This window comes from Faecalibacterium prausnitzii (assembly GCF_003287405.1).
Taxonomy (GTDB): domain Bacteria; phylum Bacillota; class Clostridia; order Oscillospirales; family Ruminococcaceae; genus Faecalibacterium; species Faecalibacterium intestinale.
Map to the genome: position 1 here is coordinate 1 of NZ_PRLD01000024.1, position 18,573 is coordinate 18,573.

At 50.0% G+C, this 18,573-nt stretch carries 19 protein-coding genes and 2 pseudogenes; 16 read left to right on the top strand and 5 right to left on the bottom strand.

Annotated features, from left to right (window positions below):
• Nucleotides 1-140 precede the first annotated feature (140 nt).
• The 6 genes from C4N24_RS14140 (at nucleotide 141) to C4N24_RS14165 (ending at nucleotide 3,563) form a co-directional block, all read left to right on the top strand.
• Entirely contained in the window at nucleotides 141-473 is a 333-nt protein-coding gene (locus tag C4N24_RS14140) for a plasmid mobilization protein (RefSeq protein ID WP_097801784.1), read from the top strand.
• Nucleotides 474-576: 103 nt separating this feature from the next.
• Nucleotides 577-852, top strand: coding sequence for a hypothetical protein (locus C4N24_RS14145; protein ID WP_097801785.1), 276 nt, complete (start codon nucleotides 577-579; stop codon nucleotides 850-852).
• A gap of 23 nt (nucleotides 853-875) precedes the next feature.
• Entirely contained in the window at nucleotides 876-1,118 is a 243-nt protein-coding gene (locus C4N24_RS14150; RefSeq protein ID WP_143405853.1) for a hypothetical protein, read from the top strand.
• 51 nt (nucleotides 1,119-1,169) lie between these two features.
• On the top strand, nucleotides 1,170-2,552 hold the full coding sequence (locus tag C4N24_RS14155) for a relaxase/mobilization nuclease domain-containing protein (protein ID WP_112091950.1): 1,383 nt from the start codon (nucleotides 1,170-1,172) through the stop codon (nucleotides 2,550-2,552).
• A gap of 163 nt (nucleotides 2,553-2,715) precedes the next feature.
• Nucleotides 2,716-3,054: a helix-turn-helix domain-containing protein gene (locus tag C4N24_RS14160; protein ID WP_112091936.1), complete on the top strand. Its 339-nt coding sequence runs from the start codon at nucleotides 2,716-2,718 to the stop codon at nucleotides 3,052-3,054.
• A gap of 128 nt (nucleotides 3,055-3,182) precedes the next feature.
• Nucleotides 3,183-3,563, top strand: coding sequence for a hypothetical protein (locus C4N24_RS14165; RefSeq protein WP_146746816.1), 381 nt, complete (start codon nucleotides 3,183-3,185; stop codon nucleotides 3,561-3,563).
• A gap of 290 nt (nucleotides 3,564-3,853) precedes the next feature.
• On the opposite strand, the gene C4N24_RS14170 is transcribed toward C4N24_RS14165, so the two are convergent.
• Nucleotides 3,854-4,756, bottom strand: coding sequence for a helix-turn-helix domain-containing protein (locus C4N24_RS14170; RefSeq protein ID WP_112091938.1), 903 nt, complete (start codon nucleotides 4,754-4,756; stop codon nucleotides 3,854-3,856).
• A 221-nt stretch (nucleotides 4,757-4,977) separates the two neighbouring features.
• On the opposite strand from C4N24_RS14170, the gene C4N24_RS14175 reads away from it, so the two are divergent.
• The 3 genes from C4N24_RS14175 (at nucleotide 4,978) to C4N24_RS14185 (ending at nucleotide 7,945) form a co-directional block, all read left to right on the top strand.
• Nucleotides 4,978-6,354 (top strand): MFS transporter, encoded by a 1,377-nt coding sequence (locus C4N24_RS14175; RefSeq protein WP_112091939.1) that lies wholly within the window; start codon nucleotides 4,978-4,980, stop codon nucleotides 6,352-6,354.
• Nucleotides 6,355-6,484: 130 nt separating this feature from the next.
• Nucleotides 6,485-6,916, top strand: a complete 432-nt coding sequence (locus C4N24_RS14180; RefSeq protein ID WP_112091940.1) for a hypothetical protein — start codon at nucleotides 6,485-6,487, stop codon at nucleotides 6,914-6,916.
• A gap of 120 nt (nucleotides 6,917-7,036) precedes the next feature.
• Nucleotides 7,037-7,945 (top strand): DUF4300 family protein, encoded by a 909-nt coding sequence (locus tag C4N24_RS14185; RefSeq protein WP_242983293.1) that lies wholly within the window; start codon nucleotides 7,037-7,039, stop codon nucleotides 7,943-7,945.
• Nucleotides 7,946-8,086: 141 nt separating this feature from the next.
• Here the strand turns inward: C4N24_RS14185 and C4N24_RS14190 are convergent, their stop codons facing one another.
• Nucleotides 8,087-8,335: a hypothetical protein gene (locus C4N24_RS14190; RefSeq protein WP_112091941.1), complete on the bottom strand. Its 249-nt coding sequence runs from the start codon at nucleotides 8,333-8,335 to the stop codon at nucleotides 8,087-8,089.
• A 156-nt stretch (nucleotides 8,336-8,491) separates the two neighbouring features.
• Between C4N24_RS14190 and C4N24_RS15460 the strand changes: the two genes are divergently transcribed.
• Entirely contained in the window at nucleotides 8,492-8,653 is a 162-nt protein-coding gene (locus C4N24_RS15460; protein WP_181573115.1) for a hypothetical protein, read from the top strand.
• 68 nt (nucleotides 8,654-8,721) lie between these two features.
• Here the strand turns inward: C4N24_RS15460 and bilS are convergent.
• Both bilS and C4N24_RS14205 read right to left on the bottom strand, forming a co-directional pair.
• Nucleotides 8,722-9,204, bottom strand: a pseudogene (bilS, locus tag C4N24_RS14200) (flavodoxin family protein BilS).
• Between the two features lie 33 nt (nucleotides 9,205-9,237).
• Nucleotides 9,238-9,492 (bottom strand): annotated as a pseudogene (locus tag C4N24_RS14205) (DapH/DapD/GlmU-related protein); the annotation flags it as partial.
• A 29-nt stretch (nucleotides 9,493-9,521) separates the two neighbouring features.
• Here C4N24_RS14205 and C4N24_RS14210 point away from each other — a divergent pair.
• The 6 genes from C4N24_RS14210 (at nucleotide 9,522) to C4N24_RS14240 (ending at nucleotide 17,493) form a co-directional block, all read left to right on the top strand.
• On the top strand, nucleotides 9,522-10,481 hold the full coding sequence (locus C4N24_RS14210) for an AraC family transcriptional regulator (RefSeq protein ID WP_112091943.1): 960 nt from the start codon (nucleotides 9,522-9,524) through the stop codon (nucleotides 10,479-10,481).
• Nucleotides 10,482-10,763: 282 nt separating this feature from the next.
• The gene (locus C4N24_RS14220; protein WP_112091945.1) at nucleotides 10,764-12,098 is read left to right on the top strand and encodes an ABC transporter substrate-binding protein; all 1,335 of its coding nucleotides are present in this window, start codon (nucleotides 10,764-10,766) and stop codon (nucleotides 12,096-12,098) included.
• A gap of 33 nt (nucleotides 12,099-12,131) precedes the next feature.
• Nucleotides 12,132-13,031 (top strand): carbohydrate ABC transporter permease, encoded by a 900-nt coding sequence (locus C4N24_RS14225; RefSeq protein ID WP_112091946.1) that lies wholly within the window; start codon nucleotides 12,132-12,134, stop codon nucleotides 13,029-13,031.
• The gene (locus C4N24_RS14230) at nucleotides 13,024-13,887 is read left to right on the top strand and encodes a carbohydrate ABC transporter permease (RefSeq protein ID WP_347475246.1); all 864 of its coding nucleotides are present in this window, start codon (nucleotides 13,024-13,026) and stop codon (nucleotides 13,885-13,887) included. Before C4N24_RS14225 ends, C4N24_RS14230 begins: the two co-directional genes overlap by 8 nt.
• A gap of 126 nt (nucleotides 13,888-14,013) precedes the next feature.
• Complete coding sequence (locus C4N24_RS14235) at nucleotides 14,014-17,097, top strand: glycoside hydrolase family 2 TIM barrel-domain containing protein (protein WP_112091947.1); 3,084 nt, start codon at nucleotides 14,014-14,016, stop codon at nucleotides 17,095-17,097.
• Nucleotides 17,098-17,124: 27 nt separating this feature from the next.
• Nucleotides 17,125-17,493: a helix-turn-helix domain-containing protein gene (locus C4N24_RS14240; protein WP_112091948.1), complete on the top strand. Its 369-nt coding sequence runs from the start codon at nucleotides 17,125-17,127 to the stop codon at nucleotides 17,491-17,493.
• 283 nt (nucleotides 17,494-17,776) lie between these two features.
• Here the strand turns inward: C4N24_RS14240 and C4N24_RS14245 are convergent, their stop codons facing one another.
• Nucleotides 17,777-18,133: a hypothetical protein gene (locus C4N24_RS14245; protein WP_112091949.1), complete on the bottom strand. Its 357-nt coding sequence runs from the start codon at nucleotides 18,131-18,133 to the stop codon at nucleotides 17,777-17,779.
• Nucleotides 18,134-18,573: the final 440 nt, after the last annotated feature.

Below are 18,573 nucleotides of genomic sequence, written 5' to 3' on the forward strand. Positions count from 1 at the left end.
CACGACCCGGAACAGGATGAGGAAGAACAGGAGGACGCACCTCGCCGCCCCTCGGTGCTGGCGGCACTGGAGGAAAAGTCGGACAAGCCGGAGCCGGTGAAGCCCTTCCGCAGTTATTACGACAAGGACGGTGATGCCCGGTGAGGGAAAAGCGGGATGAAATCATTATCCTGAGAACAACAAAAGCTGAGAAAAGCCACATTTATGAAAAGATGTTGGGCATGGGCATCCGCAGCCTGAGCGCCTATATCCGCAAGATGGCACTGGACGGCTACTGCCTGAACCTTGACCTGCCGCAACTGCGGCGCATGGCGTATCTTTTGCAGATGTGCAGCAACAACCTGAACCAGTATGCCAAAGCTGCCAATGAAAATGGTCGGGTCTATGCTGCGGACATGGAGGACCTGCGGCAGAGGCTGGATGAGCTGATTGACATTGGCAGAAAAATTCTCGCACGGCTGGCAGAACTCTAAAATTTTCCCCCGCAGTTGGAGGGTTGCGGGGGTACATAAGGGACAATACCATTGACAGGCTCATGCACTATCCATATACTGAAAGCAGAAAGGCGGTGTCAATATGAAATTCGTAGCAAAGGTTCTCCTGTTTCCTGTGGTTCTCCTGAGTGCGTTTCTGGTGCTGATGCTGAAATGGACACTGAACCTATCAGCGTTTGTGCTAGCACTGCCTATGCTGTATATTTTCGGCTGCGGTCTTTATACGCTGTACTGCCGGGAGTGGCTGCAGTTTTTGATTTTGCTGGTGGCAGAGTTTGGCTGCTTTTCGCTGATTTTTATGGGTGCTTTGATCGTAGAGGCAGCGGAGCGTTTTAATGGCTGGATTGCCGGATTGTGAGGGATTCGATGGACACGGATGCTATGACCGACTATTATTGGGAAAATCTGAAAGATATTCTTCAACGACAATTTGCAGACGATGATGAATACCATGCACTGATCCAGAAAAAGATCACCGCAGAGAATGCGCTGAAAGCTCTTATCAGCGAAGAAGCATGGAGCCTCTATCTGGAATTGGATGCAATCAGTAACGAATTAGAGAGTGTTCGGCTGGAAGCCATGTATTTGACAGGTGCTGCCGATCACGAAAAATTATCCAAATAGTCCTAATGCCGCCGATGTGCGGCATTTTCTTTTTGAAAGGGGGTGGTGGCACTGGCAGCAACACGGTTGATTCCCATGCGGAAAAATAAAGGAAAGTCCATCGGGGTTTGTCTGCATAACCATACCAGCTATATCCAGAACCCGGACAAGACCGAGCAGGGCGAACTGGTCAGCAGCTACCAGTGCAGCCCGCTGACCATAGACGAGGAATTTCTGCTGACGAAACGGCTGTACGAGCAGACCACCGGGCGCAGCCAGAAAAGTGATGTCATCGCCTATCAGGTGCGGCAATCCTTCAAGCCGGGGGAGGTCACGCCGGAGGAAGCCAACCGCATCGGCTACGAGTTCGCCGAGCGTTTTTTGAAGGGCAAACACGCTTTTATCGTTGCTACCCACACCGACCGGGCGCACATCCACAACCACATTATTTATAATTCCACTGCCTTGGATGGAACCCGGAAATTCAAAAATTTCTGGCTTTCTACCTTTGCGGTGCAGCGGTTGAGCGACCTGATTTGTTTGGAGCATCAGCTCTCAACCATCGAGTACAAGCCTTATCGGGAACGGCAGAAGCGCATCGTCTATCCGCCCAAGGAAAGTAACCGTGACCGCCTGTGCGGAATCATTGACACCATCCTTGCAGAAAAGCCGGGGGACTACGAAGCATTTTTGCAAAAGCTGGAGCAGCAGGGCTATGAGGTGAAGCGTGGTAAGCACACAGCGGTGAAGGGCGCACGGCAGAAGCGCTTTATCCGTTTCCGCACACTGGGCACTGGGTACAGTGAGGACGAGATCAAGGCAGTGCTGGCGGGAAAGGCTGAGCACAAGCCGTATCAGAAGCAGCCGCTCAAAGAACAGCCCTTCCAGTTGCTGGTGGATATTCAGAGGAAAATGGCAGAGGGCAAAAGTGTCGGCTACAAAAAGTGGGCAACCAAGTTCAATCTGAAAGAGATGTCCAAAACCCTGCTGTTCTTGCAGGAGCAGAAAATCGGTAGCGCAGAGGAACTGCGGGAACGTGCGACGGCGGCAACGGAACGTTATCATGCTATGGGGGATTCCATCAAGGCAGCAGAAGCAAGGCTGACGGAGATTGCCGTGCTGAAAACCCACATCATCAACTATGCCAAGACTCGCTCGGTCTATGATGCCTACCGCAAGTCAGGGTACAGCAAAAAGTATCTGGAAGCCCACCGGGAGGAGATCACCCTGCACAAGGCGGCGAAAACGGCGTTTGATGAATCCAATTTGAAAACGCTCCCAAAGGTCAAGGAGTTGGATGCGGAGTTTGCAGAACTACTGACCCAAAAGAAAGCAGCCTACCCGGACTACCGCAAGGCACGGAACGAGATGCAAGAACTGGTTCGGGCACAGAAAAACGTGGAACGATTTTTTGCGGAAGAAAAGCCAGCACAGGAGAACGAGCAGGCTCGATAAGAACAAATTGCCGGGAGTTGACCGTAAGAGGTCTGCTTCCGGCAATCTTTTTTTCGTTAGTTCAATCTTTAACGGAATTGTTCATCTCTTTCGATTGTGTATATCGGTGTGGCTAACAGGTATTCTATGGAGTGTAAAGAACACGATAGGATGAGGTTGCACTATGAAAGAGCTTTTTGGACAGCGACTACGGGAGCAGCGGATACAGCATGGGTTGACGCTGGAACAGCTTGCGGAAAAATCCGAACTTTCTTCCAACTATATCGGCATGGTAGAGCGCGGCTTAAAGGAACCCGGTCTTGCCACCATTGTTAAACTTCTGAATGCTCTGAATATTTCCGCAGACACACTGCTGTGCGATCTGGTTCCCAGCGCATCCCATGTGACCGACGATGAAATCTGCAAGCGGCTGGAAGGTTTGACTCCCATCCAGAAAAAAGCGGCACTCGATCTGCTGGACACCTATATCGGCAATCTCCCTTACCTCACAAACGAGGAATGAACCGCAAACTTTGCAAGCGCATCGGCTGAAATTTAGCCGATGCGCTTTTCTTTTGCATTTCTTTCGGCTATAATCATTCTTATAGGACGTATTGCGTCCTAAAGAGTTGATTGTTTTTGGGAGTCAAGATGAGAAAACTACAGTACAGCATTTTAGCTGATATTCAGGACGCAATCGGGCAAGCAAAACAGGGCAAGTTGGCATTGTACTGGCAGCGCACCATCCAGCGGGAATACCACTGCAAGAAAGTCACCCCTGCCGAGCAGCAGGCGTATGAGCAGTTGCAGAGCATTCTCTCCGAAATGCCGCAATGGAGCGATGAAGAAGAGCTGCGCTCCGAAATGGAAGAAATCGGCGGCAGGGCTCGTTTCTGCCATTTCTGGATCGACCACAATTCCATGGTGCAGTTGACGGAAGATCGCAACGGCAGGTTTCATGCCGCCTATGTTCTGGACAGAGACACTTCCTCGGAAGTGCGCCGGGAGGCTGCACTGCTGGCGCAGAAGTAGCTTGCAGACTGTATGCAGGAATGGGGCATTTCACTTCTGAATGCGCCTGTCCCGGAACAGATGAAGTATGCTTCTCTGGCAGAAGCCGCTTCTCACCTTATGCAAGTCCTCAACGACCCGGAAAGCATCACCGGGTAAAAAGCGTCCCGCCGGGACGCACAGCCTGCATTGAAAAATGCAGAACAAAGGGGTTTGGGGCACTTCCCCAACAAGCATTTTGCAACGCAAAAAGTGTTTTTGTATAGACGAAAACATTGCTTGCTGGCACTGCGTACCGTAATACTCCCGCTTTAATTTTCACAGGTGATTTCTCCAACATCAGATTCTATCGGTGCCGCACTTTGGTTTTCTGCTCTTTTCCTATACTGTACTGGACTGATGCCATACTCTTTTTTGAACACCCGGCTAAAGTAAAGCTGGTTATCGTACCCAACGATCTCAGCGATTTCACCGACACTGTAATCGGTATTTTCCAACAAGCTCTGTGCGTTGACCATCCGCAAGGAGAGAAGGTACTGCGCCGGACTTATCTTCATGTGCTGTTTGAAATTGCGAATGAACCAGTTCGTACTGATATGTAGCGATTCGGCATACTGCGCCACGCTGATCTTCGTATTGTAGTTTTCGTTAAAATAAGAAACCGCCATCTCAATTTCTTCGGGGATCGTCACGGTATAGTTTTCGCCGTTCTGCTGCTGGCGGCTGACAAGCAACAGAATGTTGTTGAACAACGAAGCGATGTAATCTTCATACCCGTATTCGCATTGCTGAAGTTCCCGAATAATTTTTCGGAACGACATCTTATACTCCGGCAGGGTTCCACTGAAAAAGACGTGCTGATCCAAAGAGATGCCATGGTACTCCAGAATGTTCTTAACGTCATAGCCGGTAAAATGAACCCAGAACACCTCCGGGTGCTCTTCAACATAGTAAACGTACTTTTGAACCTCTTTGGGCTTGTAAAGCACCATGTGTCCAGAAGTCACCACTTCCTCAACACCATCGAACCAGAAATGCGCCTTGCCCGATGCCACATATAAGATCTGATAGTCTCTGCGGCCCTTCTTCCAGTATGTCGGCAGCATGGGACGCTTTTTCAGACGGTAGGTGCCGCAGCTTCCTACCACCAACGGTTTTGTGTAATCCTTGAAATCAAGACGAGAGTTATTTAAGTAGCCAGAGTTGAAATACATCTCAATACCATCTTCTTTCTTAAAGACTTCGCCGGAATCGGAATGCGTTCTGTTTGATTTCCACAAACTGTGTGATTTTGTGCATACTTTGTCCCATTTTTTCAATATGATTTTTTCAATATAAATTTTATAATACTTTCGGACAAAACGCAAGAGAATTTGACATCTTGCCGAAAAAGCGTAAGCCTTGTAAAATCGAAGTAAATGAGGAGAGTCGGAAAATGACGGAAAAGCGCTATTTGAAATGGTACAACAAAGTTGGCTATGGTTCGGGTGATATTGCAGGCAACGTGGTATACGCATTCCTGTCATCCTTTGTAATGATCTATCTGACCAACACGGTTGGTTTGAACCCCGGCATCGTCGGCACCCTGATCGCGGCCTCTAAGCTGCTGGATGGTGTAACGGATATCTTCTTTGGCTCTTTGATTGACAAAACGCACTCTAAGATGGGCAAGGCTCGTCCGTGGATGCTGTACGGCTATATCGGCTGTGCCATCACGCTGGTGGCAATTTTTGCAATTCCCACGAATCTCGGTCAGTTTGCACAGTATGCATGGTTCCTGATCGCTTATACCCTGCTGAACGCCGTGTTCTACACCGCCAACAACATCGCTTATTCCGCCCTGACCGCCCTTGTGACCAAGAACAGCGCAGAGCAGGTCGAGATGGGTTCTTGGCGTTTCATGTTCGCCTTTGCCACCAGCCTGCTCATCCAGTCCATCACGCTGGGTGCTGTTACGGCATTGGGCGGTGGTGCTGCCGGTTGGCGCACTGTTGCAATCATCTACGCCATCATCGGTCTGCTTGTCAACACCCTCTCCGTTTTCTCCGTGAAGGAACTGCCGGAAGGCGAATTGGTGGATACCACCGACAAAAAGGAAATCGAGCAGGACGAAAAGTACAATCTAGTTCAGGCTGCAAAGCTGCTGGTTGGTAACAAATACTATATGATGATTTGCATCACCTACATTTTGCAGCAGATCTACGGTGCCATGATCAGCATGGGCACCTACTATGCAACCTATATTCTCGGCAACCAGAATCTGTTTGGCGTGTTCTCTTGGGCAGTCAATATTCCTCTGATCATCGCTCTGGTATTCACCCCGACGCTGGTTGCCAAATGGAGCGGAATGTACAAGCTGAACGTCATGAGCTATACTCTGGCAACCGTTGCCCGTGCTCTGGTCGCTGTGGCAGGTTATATGGGCAGCGGTAATGTTCCCCTGATGCTGCTCTTTACCGCAATCGCTGCTCTGGGTCAGGGTCCTTGGCAGGGCGACATGAACGCCGTGATCGCAGCCTGCTCCGAGTACACTTGGCTGACGAAGCATAAGCGCGTGGATGGCACGATGTACTCCTGCACTTCTCTCGGTGTGAAGCTGGGCGGCGGTCTGGGTACTGCCATCACCGGCTGGCTGCTGGCAGCAAGCCATTTTGACAGCGCTCTGACCGTTCAGCCGGATTCCTGCATCAATATGCTGAAGATCATGTATCTGGTGATTCCGTTTGCTCTGGATGCCATCATCACCTTCATTCTGTCTCGTCTGAAAGTTGAAGAAGCAAACAAACAGTTTCGTGCAGCAATGAATAATTGAGAACAGTTCCTGCTCTCTCGACCCATAAGACACCAAGACCCACACGACACAATCGTGTGGGTCTTGGTGTTGCCTTGGAAGAAGCCCCGCCGAAGAACATCTGCCCGGCATTATACAAGCGAAAGAATGTATGAAAAAGAAGAAGCACATCTCAGAAGAGCAGCATTATCTATGTGAAATCGGTCTAGAAAAGATGCCATATGGATCTTCCTGGCTCTTCAAATCTTATACAGCGGAAAGCCTCACGCACATCACGATTACGGCCTATTATAATGTGGACGAGGCTTTTCTTCAAACTCCCACTGCAGCATGGGGAAATCTAAGGGATTGCCGTGCCGCGCTTCGCAAGTTGGTATCCTCCGTCTATCTGGAAAGCGATTTGAACCTTCCATTCGGAAAAAACGGAAAATTCTTATTCCAACTTGGGTATACTCCTGTTGTGTCCGACATGAAGAAAATCGTTCAGAAAACTGCCGCATTGTCTTTCCCCAAATGGGCGTTATCCGTATGGGATATGGATACTGCAACATTATATATGATCAAATACGACAGACGTCATTGATTTTCTTTGTTTATCTGTGATACCATTCGTTACGAGACCTCCACCATTGCTCTCTTCGCCTATGGTGGAGACTCCGTCACTCAAAGAAATTTTCCGAAAAACACAACGAGGTGACCATTTTTGAAACGTCGAACTTTTCTTGTCTGCACCGCTGCACTTTTTTGCGGTGCGCTTCTGGCAGGAGGCTGCACTCAAAAAACTTCTCAGCCCGTCCTTCAGCAAATCGAATACTCCAATTTGGCTGATTCGGAAACACAGGATCTTCTTTCCAAACTTTTGCAGGATGCCGGCGTATCTGACCTACGGATACAGACCTTCTTTGATCATGTGCAAAAGTTCAATAATGCTGTGGACCCGGCATGGCTCACCACAGGGTTTGAAAACGCCAAGCCTTCGGATCTGAAATACGATCCTTACTCCATGCAGGACGCATGGACGGAAAAATATGACACCTTCCCCGGCTGGAATTGTCGGATCACCGCTTGTGGGCTGTTCGGTGATTTTATCACTGTCACGGGCAAGGCAGACCTTGACTCAGCCGAGGACACCCTGTTTATGGACTATGAAACGCTGGATTCTGACCCGGAATCCCTTTGCGGCGACGAACGGCAAAAGTTTGATGCGCTGTTCGCCCCGGTTAAAACCACCAATACGACCGATATTCCTACCCATTTGAAAACGATTCAACAGGAATGGAAGAAACGCGGTCTCTCCTTCGTGGACGATGATAAAATCCGTCTCGTCTCCGTAGTCCTGCACGATCAGTTCTCTGAAACGGACAATTCTCTTATGATCGGTCATGTCGGCGTTATGCTTCCCACATCGGATGCGGTATATTTCGTCGAAAAGGTCGCTTTTCAGGAGCCGTATCGCTTGTCGAAGTTCAAAAATCGGACCGAGTTGAGCGATTATCTGATGCTGAAATACGACAACTCGTGGGGACAGGATACCGCCCACACCTTTATTATGGAAAATTCAGACCTGATGGACGGCTGGCGCATTCTTGACGAACAGAAAGACGCAAGCTAAAAGCATCGCATTCGTTGGGAGCCGTTTAGTCTGACTGATCATTCGCCCTCTGATACCAAAAAGACGCTGCAACCTCTTACCCAGAGGCGGCAGCGTCCTTTTTATATCGGAATGTTTGGTTCGCAGGGGGGGACTCCGGGCTTATGACAGGGTATGTATAATGTGCAGAGCCATATCAACATTTTCTTTGTCCACAAACACCTCTGTGACATACCTCGGTTTTATGCCGAGAGTTCCAATTCTCGCTTGGTCAAATGTGTTATGCCGATTGACATCTTTGGATTTGCAATAGAATTTAATTCCAGCTGCCGCCAACGCATCCGTGATGCGATTGCATTGGTAAGGGTCAGAAACTATTGCAACTAACGATTTAAAAAAATGCTCTAACATAAAGAGACCTCCTTGTAAGCTGTATGATAGACCAGCCGCTTGTAGGTATTATAAGCGGCTATAAATTGTTCTTCTTCGCTTTTATCTTCAAGGACAGTTAAGTACACAGAAAACAACACAGCTGCCTCCAATTGATTCGTATGAATCGGATATGGTATGCCACAGCCAGAAAATGCTGCGGAGCAGGAACTTTCCGCTTTTCTGGTGATAGCACAAATGATGGCACAAAAAAAGCAGCGTTCTGATTTTGCAAAAGCGAAAATGAGAACGCTGCCGTCTATCGTGCCGTATTCGATTTTCGATGTGCCGTTATTTTAGAGATGTCTCTTATAGGGATACGGAGTGTGTCAAAGTTCAAACCGATGAACACATCCATAAAACCCATCTTATTTCACAGCCTGTTTCAGCCGCTCCAGATCATCTGCATCCGGGTGAGAAAGAGCCTTGTCGAAATTCTCGATCATTGCGTTCAGATTGGGCAGATGAAGCGGCTGTTTTTTCATGTTCTCATACCGCTGGCGTACCGACATCGGCATCTTTCCCTGACACATGAAGCTGCCGATCACCGTGTTGCTGCTGTGCAGATCTTTCTGCACAGCTTTCAGGATCTTGTTAAAATATTCTTCGCTGCCGCCAAAACCAGCGGTACCAAACAAAAACACCTGTTACTGCTTCAAAAAGTCCGAAGTGCTTTCATCTGCTTTTCCCTTGTCCGTCCAGAAGCCCACATAAAGAGTGTCCGCTTCCATGGCGGCAGGGTTCGGGTTGCCAAAATAACAGCACTCTGCCTGCGGCAGGCAGCTGTGCAGTGTGTCTGCCAGTAATTCCGTGTTTCCTGTTTTGCTGCTGAATACGATTGCGTAACTCATAACTTTTCCTTTGGAGCTGTTAGCTCTCTTTAGTTACAACGTTTCCCAGTTGATTTTTCGATCCCGATAGAAATACTCTTTGTCGTGTTCGCTGATGGGGCGCAGCACATGGCATGGATTTCCTACCGCCACTACGTTAGCAGGAATGTCCTTTGTCACAACGCTTCCCGCACCGATCACCGTATTATCCCCAATGGTAACACCCGGCACCACGATCACGCCAGCACCCAACCAGCAGTTGCGTCCGATGCGGATGGGCAGATTGTATAGGTACTGTATCCTGCGTAACGCCTTATATTGTGTGGAGAAAGAAGTATATGAAACCTAACAAGGAAGCAAATAAGCCAAGGATCACCTACCGCTACTATGAGCTGCCGGAAGGCGAACTGGTGCAGGCCATTACAGGAGAGGACTGGGTCTGCACCTATGGCACCTATGCCGAGGATGTCCATTTCCACAATGTTATGGAGATTGGTATCTGCCGCTGGGGGCAGGGTCTCATGGTTCTGGAAGATCAGCGCATCGACTATACCGATGGTGCAGTTACAGTGGTTCCCGCAAACTGTCTGCACACAACTTTGAGCCGTGATAAAAGCCTGAACTCATGGGAATATCTCTTCTTTGATCCTGCCGGAATCCTGAACAGTGCCTTTCCAAACGACCCTCTGTTTGTAGAATCTGTTCTGCATCGGCTCTCCAGTGAGGCTCTATGCCTTCCGCAAGAGGATGCAGTAGAACTGGAACGGCTTATTACCATGGTGCTGAACGAATGCCAGACAAAGCATGAGTACCATAAAGCCGTGAAACAGAATCTTATGACATCGCTGCTGCTCCTAATCACCCGCAGCTATACGGAGAAGAAAACCCATATCCGCCCCATGACGGTTGGACCGCAGCAGATCATACCCGCTATTGAATACATCGGGATGCACTATATGAATCCAATCTCCGGGGAAGATCTTGCGTCCATCTGTTCCTTGAGCGAGGCACAGCTGCGCCGTAAGTTCAAAGAATATCTCAATATGTCGCCAGTCGAATATCTGACGATGGTACGCATCCAGAAAGCCTATGAACTGCTCAATTCCACCAATTATCCCATGACGGAGGTTGCTCTGCGGGTCGGATATCAGGATGTTTCCTCCTTCAACCGCAATTTTCAGAAGATCATGGGTGTTTCGCCATACCAGTATAAGAAAAACAACAGCGACTACCGTGGTCGAGTATTGGACAAGAAGATCTCTGCCAAGAAAGGATGGAAGCATCCATCCGATCCATAAGAGAAAGACTTTTTGGCATTGTGTCAAAGAAAACCTTTCTTCTTTGGTCAAGCTGACGAAGTCATCGTTTTACGCGCAGAAACACGGCCGGATTCTGATTGAATCTGCGTGTTTTTTGATTGGATGCACCCGCATTTCAACCGCAAAACCTGTTATAATGACTACAACAAACGAGAGCTTGGAGAAAAGAATTGTTCAACTTGTGAATGCGTTCGATTCTTTCTTCAAATTTCTCGGATTCGTCAACTTTTTCAAGGTTTCATGAATGAAGGAGAAGGCATTATGAAAAAGATCTCGCGTCGCGCATTTCTGTCCGTTATGGCTGCTGCAGGTGCAGCTGCAGCCCTGACCGCTTGCGGTGGCAGCTCTGGTTCTTCCACTGCTGCTTCCGGCAGTGCAAGTGTTGGCGGTTCTCAGCCCGGTGGTCACAAGCTGACTGCCTACGCATGGGATAAGAATTTCAATATCCCGGCTCTGAACGCTGCTGCCGCAGACTACAAGGAGAATGTTGACCCGGAGTTTGAACTGGAAGTGATCGAGCAGTCCGGTGCAGGTGATGTAGAAAATGCCATCACGCTGGCAGGTTCTGCACACGATTATTCCAATCTGCCCGACATCGTGCAGTTCCAGGATCACTACATCCAGCGTTATGTTTCCGATTATCCGGACGCCTTCGTTCCTATGGAAGGTGCCGATGTTGACTGGGATGGCTTCGGAAAGGAAAAGCTGTCCTACTCCATCGTGGACGGTGTTCACTACGGTGTGCCTGTGGATAACAGCACCGTTATCTTTGCATATCGCACCGATCTGCTGGAGCAGGTCGGCAAGACTATCGATGACATGACCGGTGCAACTTGGGCCGATGTAACCAAAGTCGGTGAAGATGTTTATGCCAAAACTGGCAAGTATCTGTTCTCCTGCAGCGGCGATAACGGCGACCTGATCTACATTATGATGCAGTCTGAGGGCGTTGCCGAGTTCAAGGATGGTGAGCCTTACATCACTGAAAATGAAACGATGCACCGTGTCTGCGAAACAATCGTTGACATGGCAAAGAAAAACGTCTGCTATCTGGCGAACAGCTGGAGCGACTACATCGACCAGAGCATTCAGGGTGACATGGTTGCCGGTGTTGTGCAGGGCAACTGGATCATCCCCACCATGGAGGCTGTCACCGGGAACTCCGGCAAGTGGCAGATCACCACCATTCCTAAGCTGGACGGCGGCGAGGGCTATGCTTCCAACGGCGGTAGCAGTTTGTATATCACTGCCAACTGCGGCAATGTCGATCTGGCAAAGTCCTTCCTCGCTTACACCTTTGGCGGCAGCACCCAGACCTATGATAACGCCCTGCGTGACGGCGGTGTTATCACCACGGTTCTGAAGTGTGCAGACTCCGATGTTTACAACGAGGGCGTGGAGTTCTTCAACAATGAGCCGATTTATAAGCAGATCGTTGAGATGAGTAAGAATGTTCCCATCATCGAGCAGAGCGATTATCACGTTCGTGCTGGTGTGTATCTGACCACTGCTGTGATCAACACCATCAACGGCTCCAATCTGGATGATGAACTGGCAAATGCTGAACAGCAGCTCCGCTTCGAGATGGGTCTTTAAGACCTTCTGATTCATCCGAAGGAGGGTTTGACATTGAAGAACGAAAAAAGCGGTTCTCTGATGGCAAAACAGCGTCGTGCGGGCTGGTATTACCTGATGCCCGGCACGGTCCTTATTACCATCATGAGTTTTATCCCCATCATCAACGGCTTTCTGACCTCCCTGAAAACGGGTTCCAGTGCAAATATGAAGTGGGCCAGCCCGCTGACCTACAACTATACCCGAATGTTCAAGGATGCACTGTTCCTGCGCTCGATGGGAAACACCTTCCTGTATCTGGTCGTAGAAGTTCCGATCATGCTGATTCTGGCCATTCTGCTGGCACAGCTGCTGAACAATCACGACTTGAAGTTCAAGGGATTCTTCCGCACCTGCGTATTTCTGCCTTGTGCAACTTCTCTTGTTTCGTACTCCCTGATCTTCAAGTCCCTGTTTGCAACGGATGGTCTGGTAAACACGGTTTTGTGCAAGCTGGGCATCCTGCAAACGCACTACAACTTCCTCGGCAATCCCACCAGCGCAAAGATCATCATTATTCTGGCTCTGATCTGGCGTTGGACGGGTTACAATATGGTGTTCTTCTTGGCCGGTTTGCAAAACATCGACTATTCGGTGTACGAAGCAGCCAAAATTGACGGTGCCAACGGCTGGCAGACGTTCTGGAAGATCACTGTTCCGCTGCTGATGCCCACCATCGTGATGACCGCCATCATGTCCATCAACGGTACCTTGCAGCTGTTCGATGAGTCGGTCAACCTGACCAACGGCGGTCCGGCGAATGCAACGATCACCATGTCGCACTACATCTACAACAACTCCATGGGTCAGGGCGTTGCAAACTTCGGCTATGCTTCGGCATTGTCCTTCGTCATCTTCGTGATGGTTGCCATCCTGTCCTTTATCAGCATGAAAGCAGGTGACAAGCGTGACTAATACAGCAGAAACCCACGCACTTGTGCAGCGTGAAAAAGGCAAGAAGCACATGATCCAGCGCAGACTGATTCCTGCTTACATCTTCCTGATCATCATCTCGTTCATTTCGGTTTTCCCGCTGTTGTGGATGATCTCTGCGGCGACCAATACCTCACTGGATGTTGCCCGCGGCAAGATCATGTTCGGCACCTATGCGATGCAGAACTTCAAAAATCTGATCGCATCGCAAAATCTGGCAGGTGCCATGGGCAACTCCTTCCTGTATGCGATCGTGCAAACTGTGATTTCCATGTTCGTCTGCTCTCTTGCAGGATTTGGTTTTGAGTTGTATCATGATAAGAACAAGGACCGCTTGTTCAGCATCCTGCTGCTCGCCATGATGGTGCCGCAGGTTGCCACAATGGTTCCTTTGTTCAAGATGATGTCCAGAGCCGGTTTGCTGAATAGTGTCTGGGCGTTCATCCTGCCCAGCATTTCCACTCCGTTCCTGATCATGATGTTCCGACAGAACTCTCGCAACTTCCCCAACGACCTGATGCAGGCAGCGCGCATTGATGGCCTGAGTGAAACGGGCATCTTCTTCCGGATGTATGTTCCCATCATGAAATCCACCTATGCGGCGGCTGCGGTCATCACGTTCATGAACGCATGGAACGCTTACATGTGGCCGAAGGTCGTTATGACCGATAACCGTGCACAGACCATGCCGATGTTGATCGCCAATATTGCGTCCGGCTACTCCATCGACTACGGTATGTTGATGATGGGCGTTCTGTTCTGCTCCATCCCCACCATGATCGTGTTCTTCGTTCTGCAGAAGCAGTTCGCAGAGGGCATTACCGGTGCGGTGAAGTAATTCTCTATCTTTTCGCTACCCACTTTTTCTCCTTCATCTGCTGTTCCCCCAGAGGAATCCCCATCTCCTCTGGGGGACGATGAAGGAATTTTTTTCAATCACATAATAAGGTAAATGAGGAACAATATGGCTGCATTTGATTTTGCAAAAGTAAAAGACCCCACCTTTTTCAAGGAAAACGTGCTGAATGCTCATGCAAGTTTCCGTACTTACGCTTCCCGCGAAGAATATCGGACAGGCTCCTCTTCTTTGGCGCTGAAGCTGGACGGTATCTGGAAATTCGCCTACGCAAAGAACTACACCAGTGCCATCCCCGGCTTTGAAAAGACGGATTACGATTGCAGCGGCTGGGATGACATTCATGTTCCGGCACACATCCAGATGGAGGGCTACGACATTCCCCAGTACGCGAATATTCAGTATCCGTGGGATGGCCGTGAAGAAGTACAGCCGGGTGAGATCCCGCAGCGGTTCAATCCGGTGGCAAGCTATGTAAAATACTTCGAGCTGCCGGAATCCATGCAGGGCAAGCCCGTCCACATCGAGTTCGAGGGTGTGGAAAGCGGCATGGCTCTTTGGCTGAACGGGTCTTATGTGGGTTACACCGAGGACAGCTTCTCCGCACACGCATTCGATCTGACTCCCTATCTCCAGCCGGGCGTGAACAAACTTGCCGTGCAGGTGTTCAAGTGGACTTCCTCCAGCTGGTGCGAAGATCAGGACTTCTTCCGCTTCTCCGGCATCTTCCGCAGCGTGTGGCTGTACGCCATCCCCACCGTGCATTTGGAAGATATATCCGTCAAAACGTTGTTTGCCGGGGATGATTTTACTCATTCCACGCTGGAAGTCGCACTGCAGGTGGAGGGAAAGGGCGCGGCCCGTCTGACCCTGCGCCGCAGTGAACTGGAAGTGTTCTCCGAAAAAATCGCACTGAACGGCGGCTCTGCTCTGTTCAGCCATGCGGTGGAGAACCCCCACCTGTGGAGTGCAGAGGACCCGGCTCTGTATGAACTGGAAATCGAGCTGCTGGACGATGCAGGCCATCTGGTAGAGGTGACCGGGCAGAAAGTCGGTTTCCGCAAGTTCGAGTTGAAGAACAATCGGATGCTGCTCAACGGCAAGCGCATCGTGTTCAAGGGTGCCAACCGTCATGAGTTCAGCTCCATTACGGGTCGTGCTGTGGGCGTACACACCCATGAGGAGCTGCTTCGGGATATCATCACCATGAAGCAGAACAACATCAATGCCATCCGTACCAGCCATTACCAGAATCAGGATGCGCTGTACGACCTGTGCGACGAGTATGGTCTGTATCTGATCGCAGAGAACAATCTGGAATCCCATGGCACATGGGACATCCATCAGGCGGGCATTCGCGGCATCGAGGGCGTTTTGCCCAACGATAAGCCGGAGTGGAAAGCCGTCCTGTTTGACCGCATGAATTCCACTTACCAGCGTGACAAAAATCACCCTGCTGTTCTGATCTGGTCTCTGGGCAACGAATCGTTTGGCGGCAAGACTCTGCTCCAGATGGCCGAGATGGTCCGCCGCTTTGATGACACCCGTCTGGTGCATTACGAAGGTGTGGTCAACGATCCCCGCTTCCTCGAAACCACCGATATCGAGAGCCATATGTACAGCACTGTGAAGGACATTAAAGAGTATCTGGCACAGGGCGATAAGCGGCCTTATATCGAGTGCGAATACTCTCATGCTATGGGCAACTCCAACGGTGCTTTATACAAGTACACGGAACTTGCCGACCAGAAGGACTGCGGCTATCAGGGCGGCTTCATCTGGGATTACATCGACCAGTCCATCTGGAAAAAAGACCGCTACGGCAAGTGGTTCCAAGCCTACGGCGGCGACTTCGGTGAGCGTCCTACCGACTATAATTTCAGCGGAAACGGCATTGCCTACGGTGGTGACCGTGCTCCTTCTCCCAAGATGCAGGAGGTCAAGTTCTGCTATCAGAACATCGCCGTTTCCATCGACAATTCTGGATTTGAAGTCTGGAATAAGAACCTGTTCACCTCTACGGGTGCTTTCGACTGCGTTGCTCTGCTGCACCGTGATGGAAAGCTGTATCAGCAGCAGGAACTGACCAATATTGATGTTGCTCCCGAAGAGCGTTCCAGCTTCCCGCTGCCGTTTATGGTTCCTGCGCTCCCCGGTGAATATGCAGTGACCATCAGCTTCCGTTTGAAGGAGGACACCAGCTGGGCAAAGAAAGGCCATGAAGTCGCCTTTGGACAGGGTGTGATCGCTGTGGTCCGTTCCATTCCCAGCAAGAAGGTCACGCCGTTTACCGTTACGCACGGTACACACAACATCGGCGTCCGGGGTGAGAATTTCGATGTTTTGTTCTCCGATCTGAATGGCGGTCTGACTTCCTACCGCTATGCCGGCAAAGAGATGATTCAGGAGATCCCCCGTCCCAACTTCTGGCGCGCTCCCACCGACAACGACTGCGGCAACAACATGGGCGGCGTTCGCGGTCAGTGGAAGCTGGCAAGTCTGTACGCTACCGCCAAGGGCATCGGCAAGGAGATTCCGTCTGTTTATGGCGGCACTATCCTCCAGAACCCCACCTGCGAGGTGGAAGCCGACAGCGTGGTCGTGACCTATCTCTATAACCTCCAGACCAGCCCCGCAGCAGAGTGCAGCCTGCAGTACCGTGTGTTCGGTGATGGACGCATCCAGACCACCCTGCACTACGACCCGGTGGAAGGACTTGCAGCAATGCCGGAGTTCGGCGTACTGTTCAAGATCGACGCTGACTACGACACGGTGGAATGGTACGGAAACGGCCCTGCGGAGACCTACTGGGATCGTCAGCATGGTGCAAAGCTGGGCATTTACCAGAACAAGGTCGCAGACAACATGGCACAGTACCTTGTGCCGCAGGAGTGCGGTGCAAAGACCGCTGTGCGCTGGGCAAAGGTAGTGGACCGCAAGGGTCGCGGGCTGCTGTTTACCGCAGATGCCGCAAAGCCCATGTTCTTCTCTGCGCTGCCCTACACTCCCCATGAAATGGAGAGCGCCAAACACCCCTACGAGCTGCCCCCGGTCCATTACACGGTGATTCGTGCCATCGGCGAGCAGATGGGCGTCGGCGGTGATGACAGCTGGGGTGCCAATGTCCACCCGGAGTATATTCCTGATGTGACTAAGCCTGTGGAGTTCACCTTTACGTTCCGTGGCATCTGATGATGGGCCGCAAATGAGGTGTTCTCTGTGAAAAAAGCGAAAGATCAGTCTGAATCTGAACCAGCCGAACCAGCATCCCTTGTTGGAGAACAGATCAGAAAGATACGCAAAGAAGAGGGGTTAAGCCTAGAGCTTTTTGCTTTACGTTGTGACATGAATGCCGCATACGTTGGGCATATTGAGCGCGGCGTTCAGAATCCAACCTTGAACACGCTGGAACGTATTTGCAAGGGTCTGGACATCAGCGTAGAAGACCTTTTCATAGATAAAAGCGCAACAGTTGATATGAATACTGCCGCATTGCAGTATTTCTCTCAGATTACTCGTGATCTTTCCCCAGAACAATTTCATCAGCTACTAAACATCATAAAAGAGATCGTAGCCGTGATGAGATGACCCTCGTTATTAAGACACCTTCGCGTTGAGATATGGACATCCCTGCATGAGATTCCTATCAAAAGCGAGGGTGTCTTTTTTGGTATCACAAAATCTCAATTCCTGACACCACTATTTATAAGTAGTGCTTCGCTCTATATAAGTAGCGTTGCTATGTCAAAATAACCGTATTCAGCTTTTGTTTAGAGCATTTCTTTGAATGGTTCTCCAAACTTTCTTTAACGTATTGAAGTATACAAATTTTTAGGATATAATCAGCACATTCCCCAAAAGCTATATAGAATTAAACAAAAATTTGATAGGAGGCGTACACACATGAGTTATTTCGGTTCAAGGTTTTTATTAGCAAAACCTGCAGGCTGCAAAGTTGCTGGTTGTGCTCATCCGCACCCCTTTGCACAGGTTCATCGGCTAATGATAGAACCGGATTGGCTGATGAAAGAGCCTCCAGCGGGAAGTTTTCTACCATCTCTCCCATCCAAGCTGCGGCATCGCCACCCATCTTCGTTGACGGAGGTCGGCTGACATGAAGGATCGACTGAAAGATCACCTTGAAGGCTGGCAGTTTTGCGAAAACTGTGGTATAAAGCTGTATCAAAAAATCAACGGCTGCAGCGGCATGATTCATCTGAAATGCCACCGTTGCAATACGCTCCTCCGCATTGATTTATCATTCCGAAGAAAGAAGTGACCCCCTAAAACAATAAATCGGGTGCATTGCACCCTGAATATGGACTGTTCGCACCGAGCAACGGGCCGTCACCTCCGGGTGATGTATGAAACGTAGCACCAAATAGCCGGGCAACAGCCTGATTGAGTGATTTTCGCTTGAGAATCTCTCAGTCGGCTGTTGTCCGGCTATTTTTTATAGCTTCAGGAAGCCTGCTCCCGAAAAGGAGCAGGCTTTATGTTTGTCCGTTTTTCGTGGATGCCCCAAGCGGCGAAATATCCGTAGCCTTCCAAATTTTCGACATTTCACGTTTTATCGAAAATTTGGAGGTTGCACATGAGTTTCAATAATGGCAATGAACGTCGCAAGCTGAACGCAAAGTGGGAGCATCTTCGTGTGCAGTACCGCGA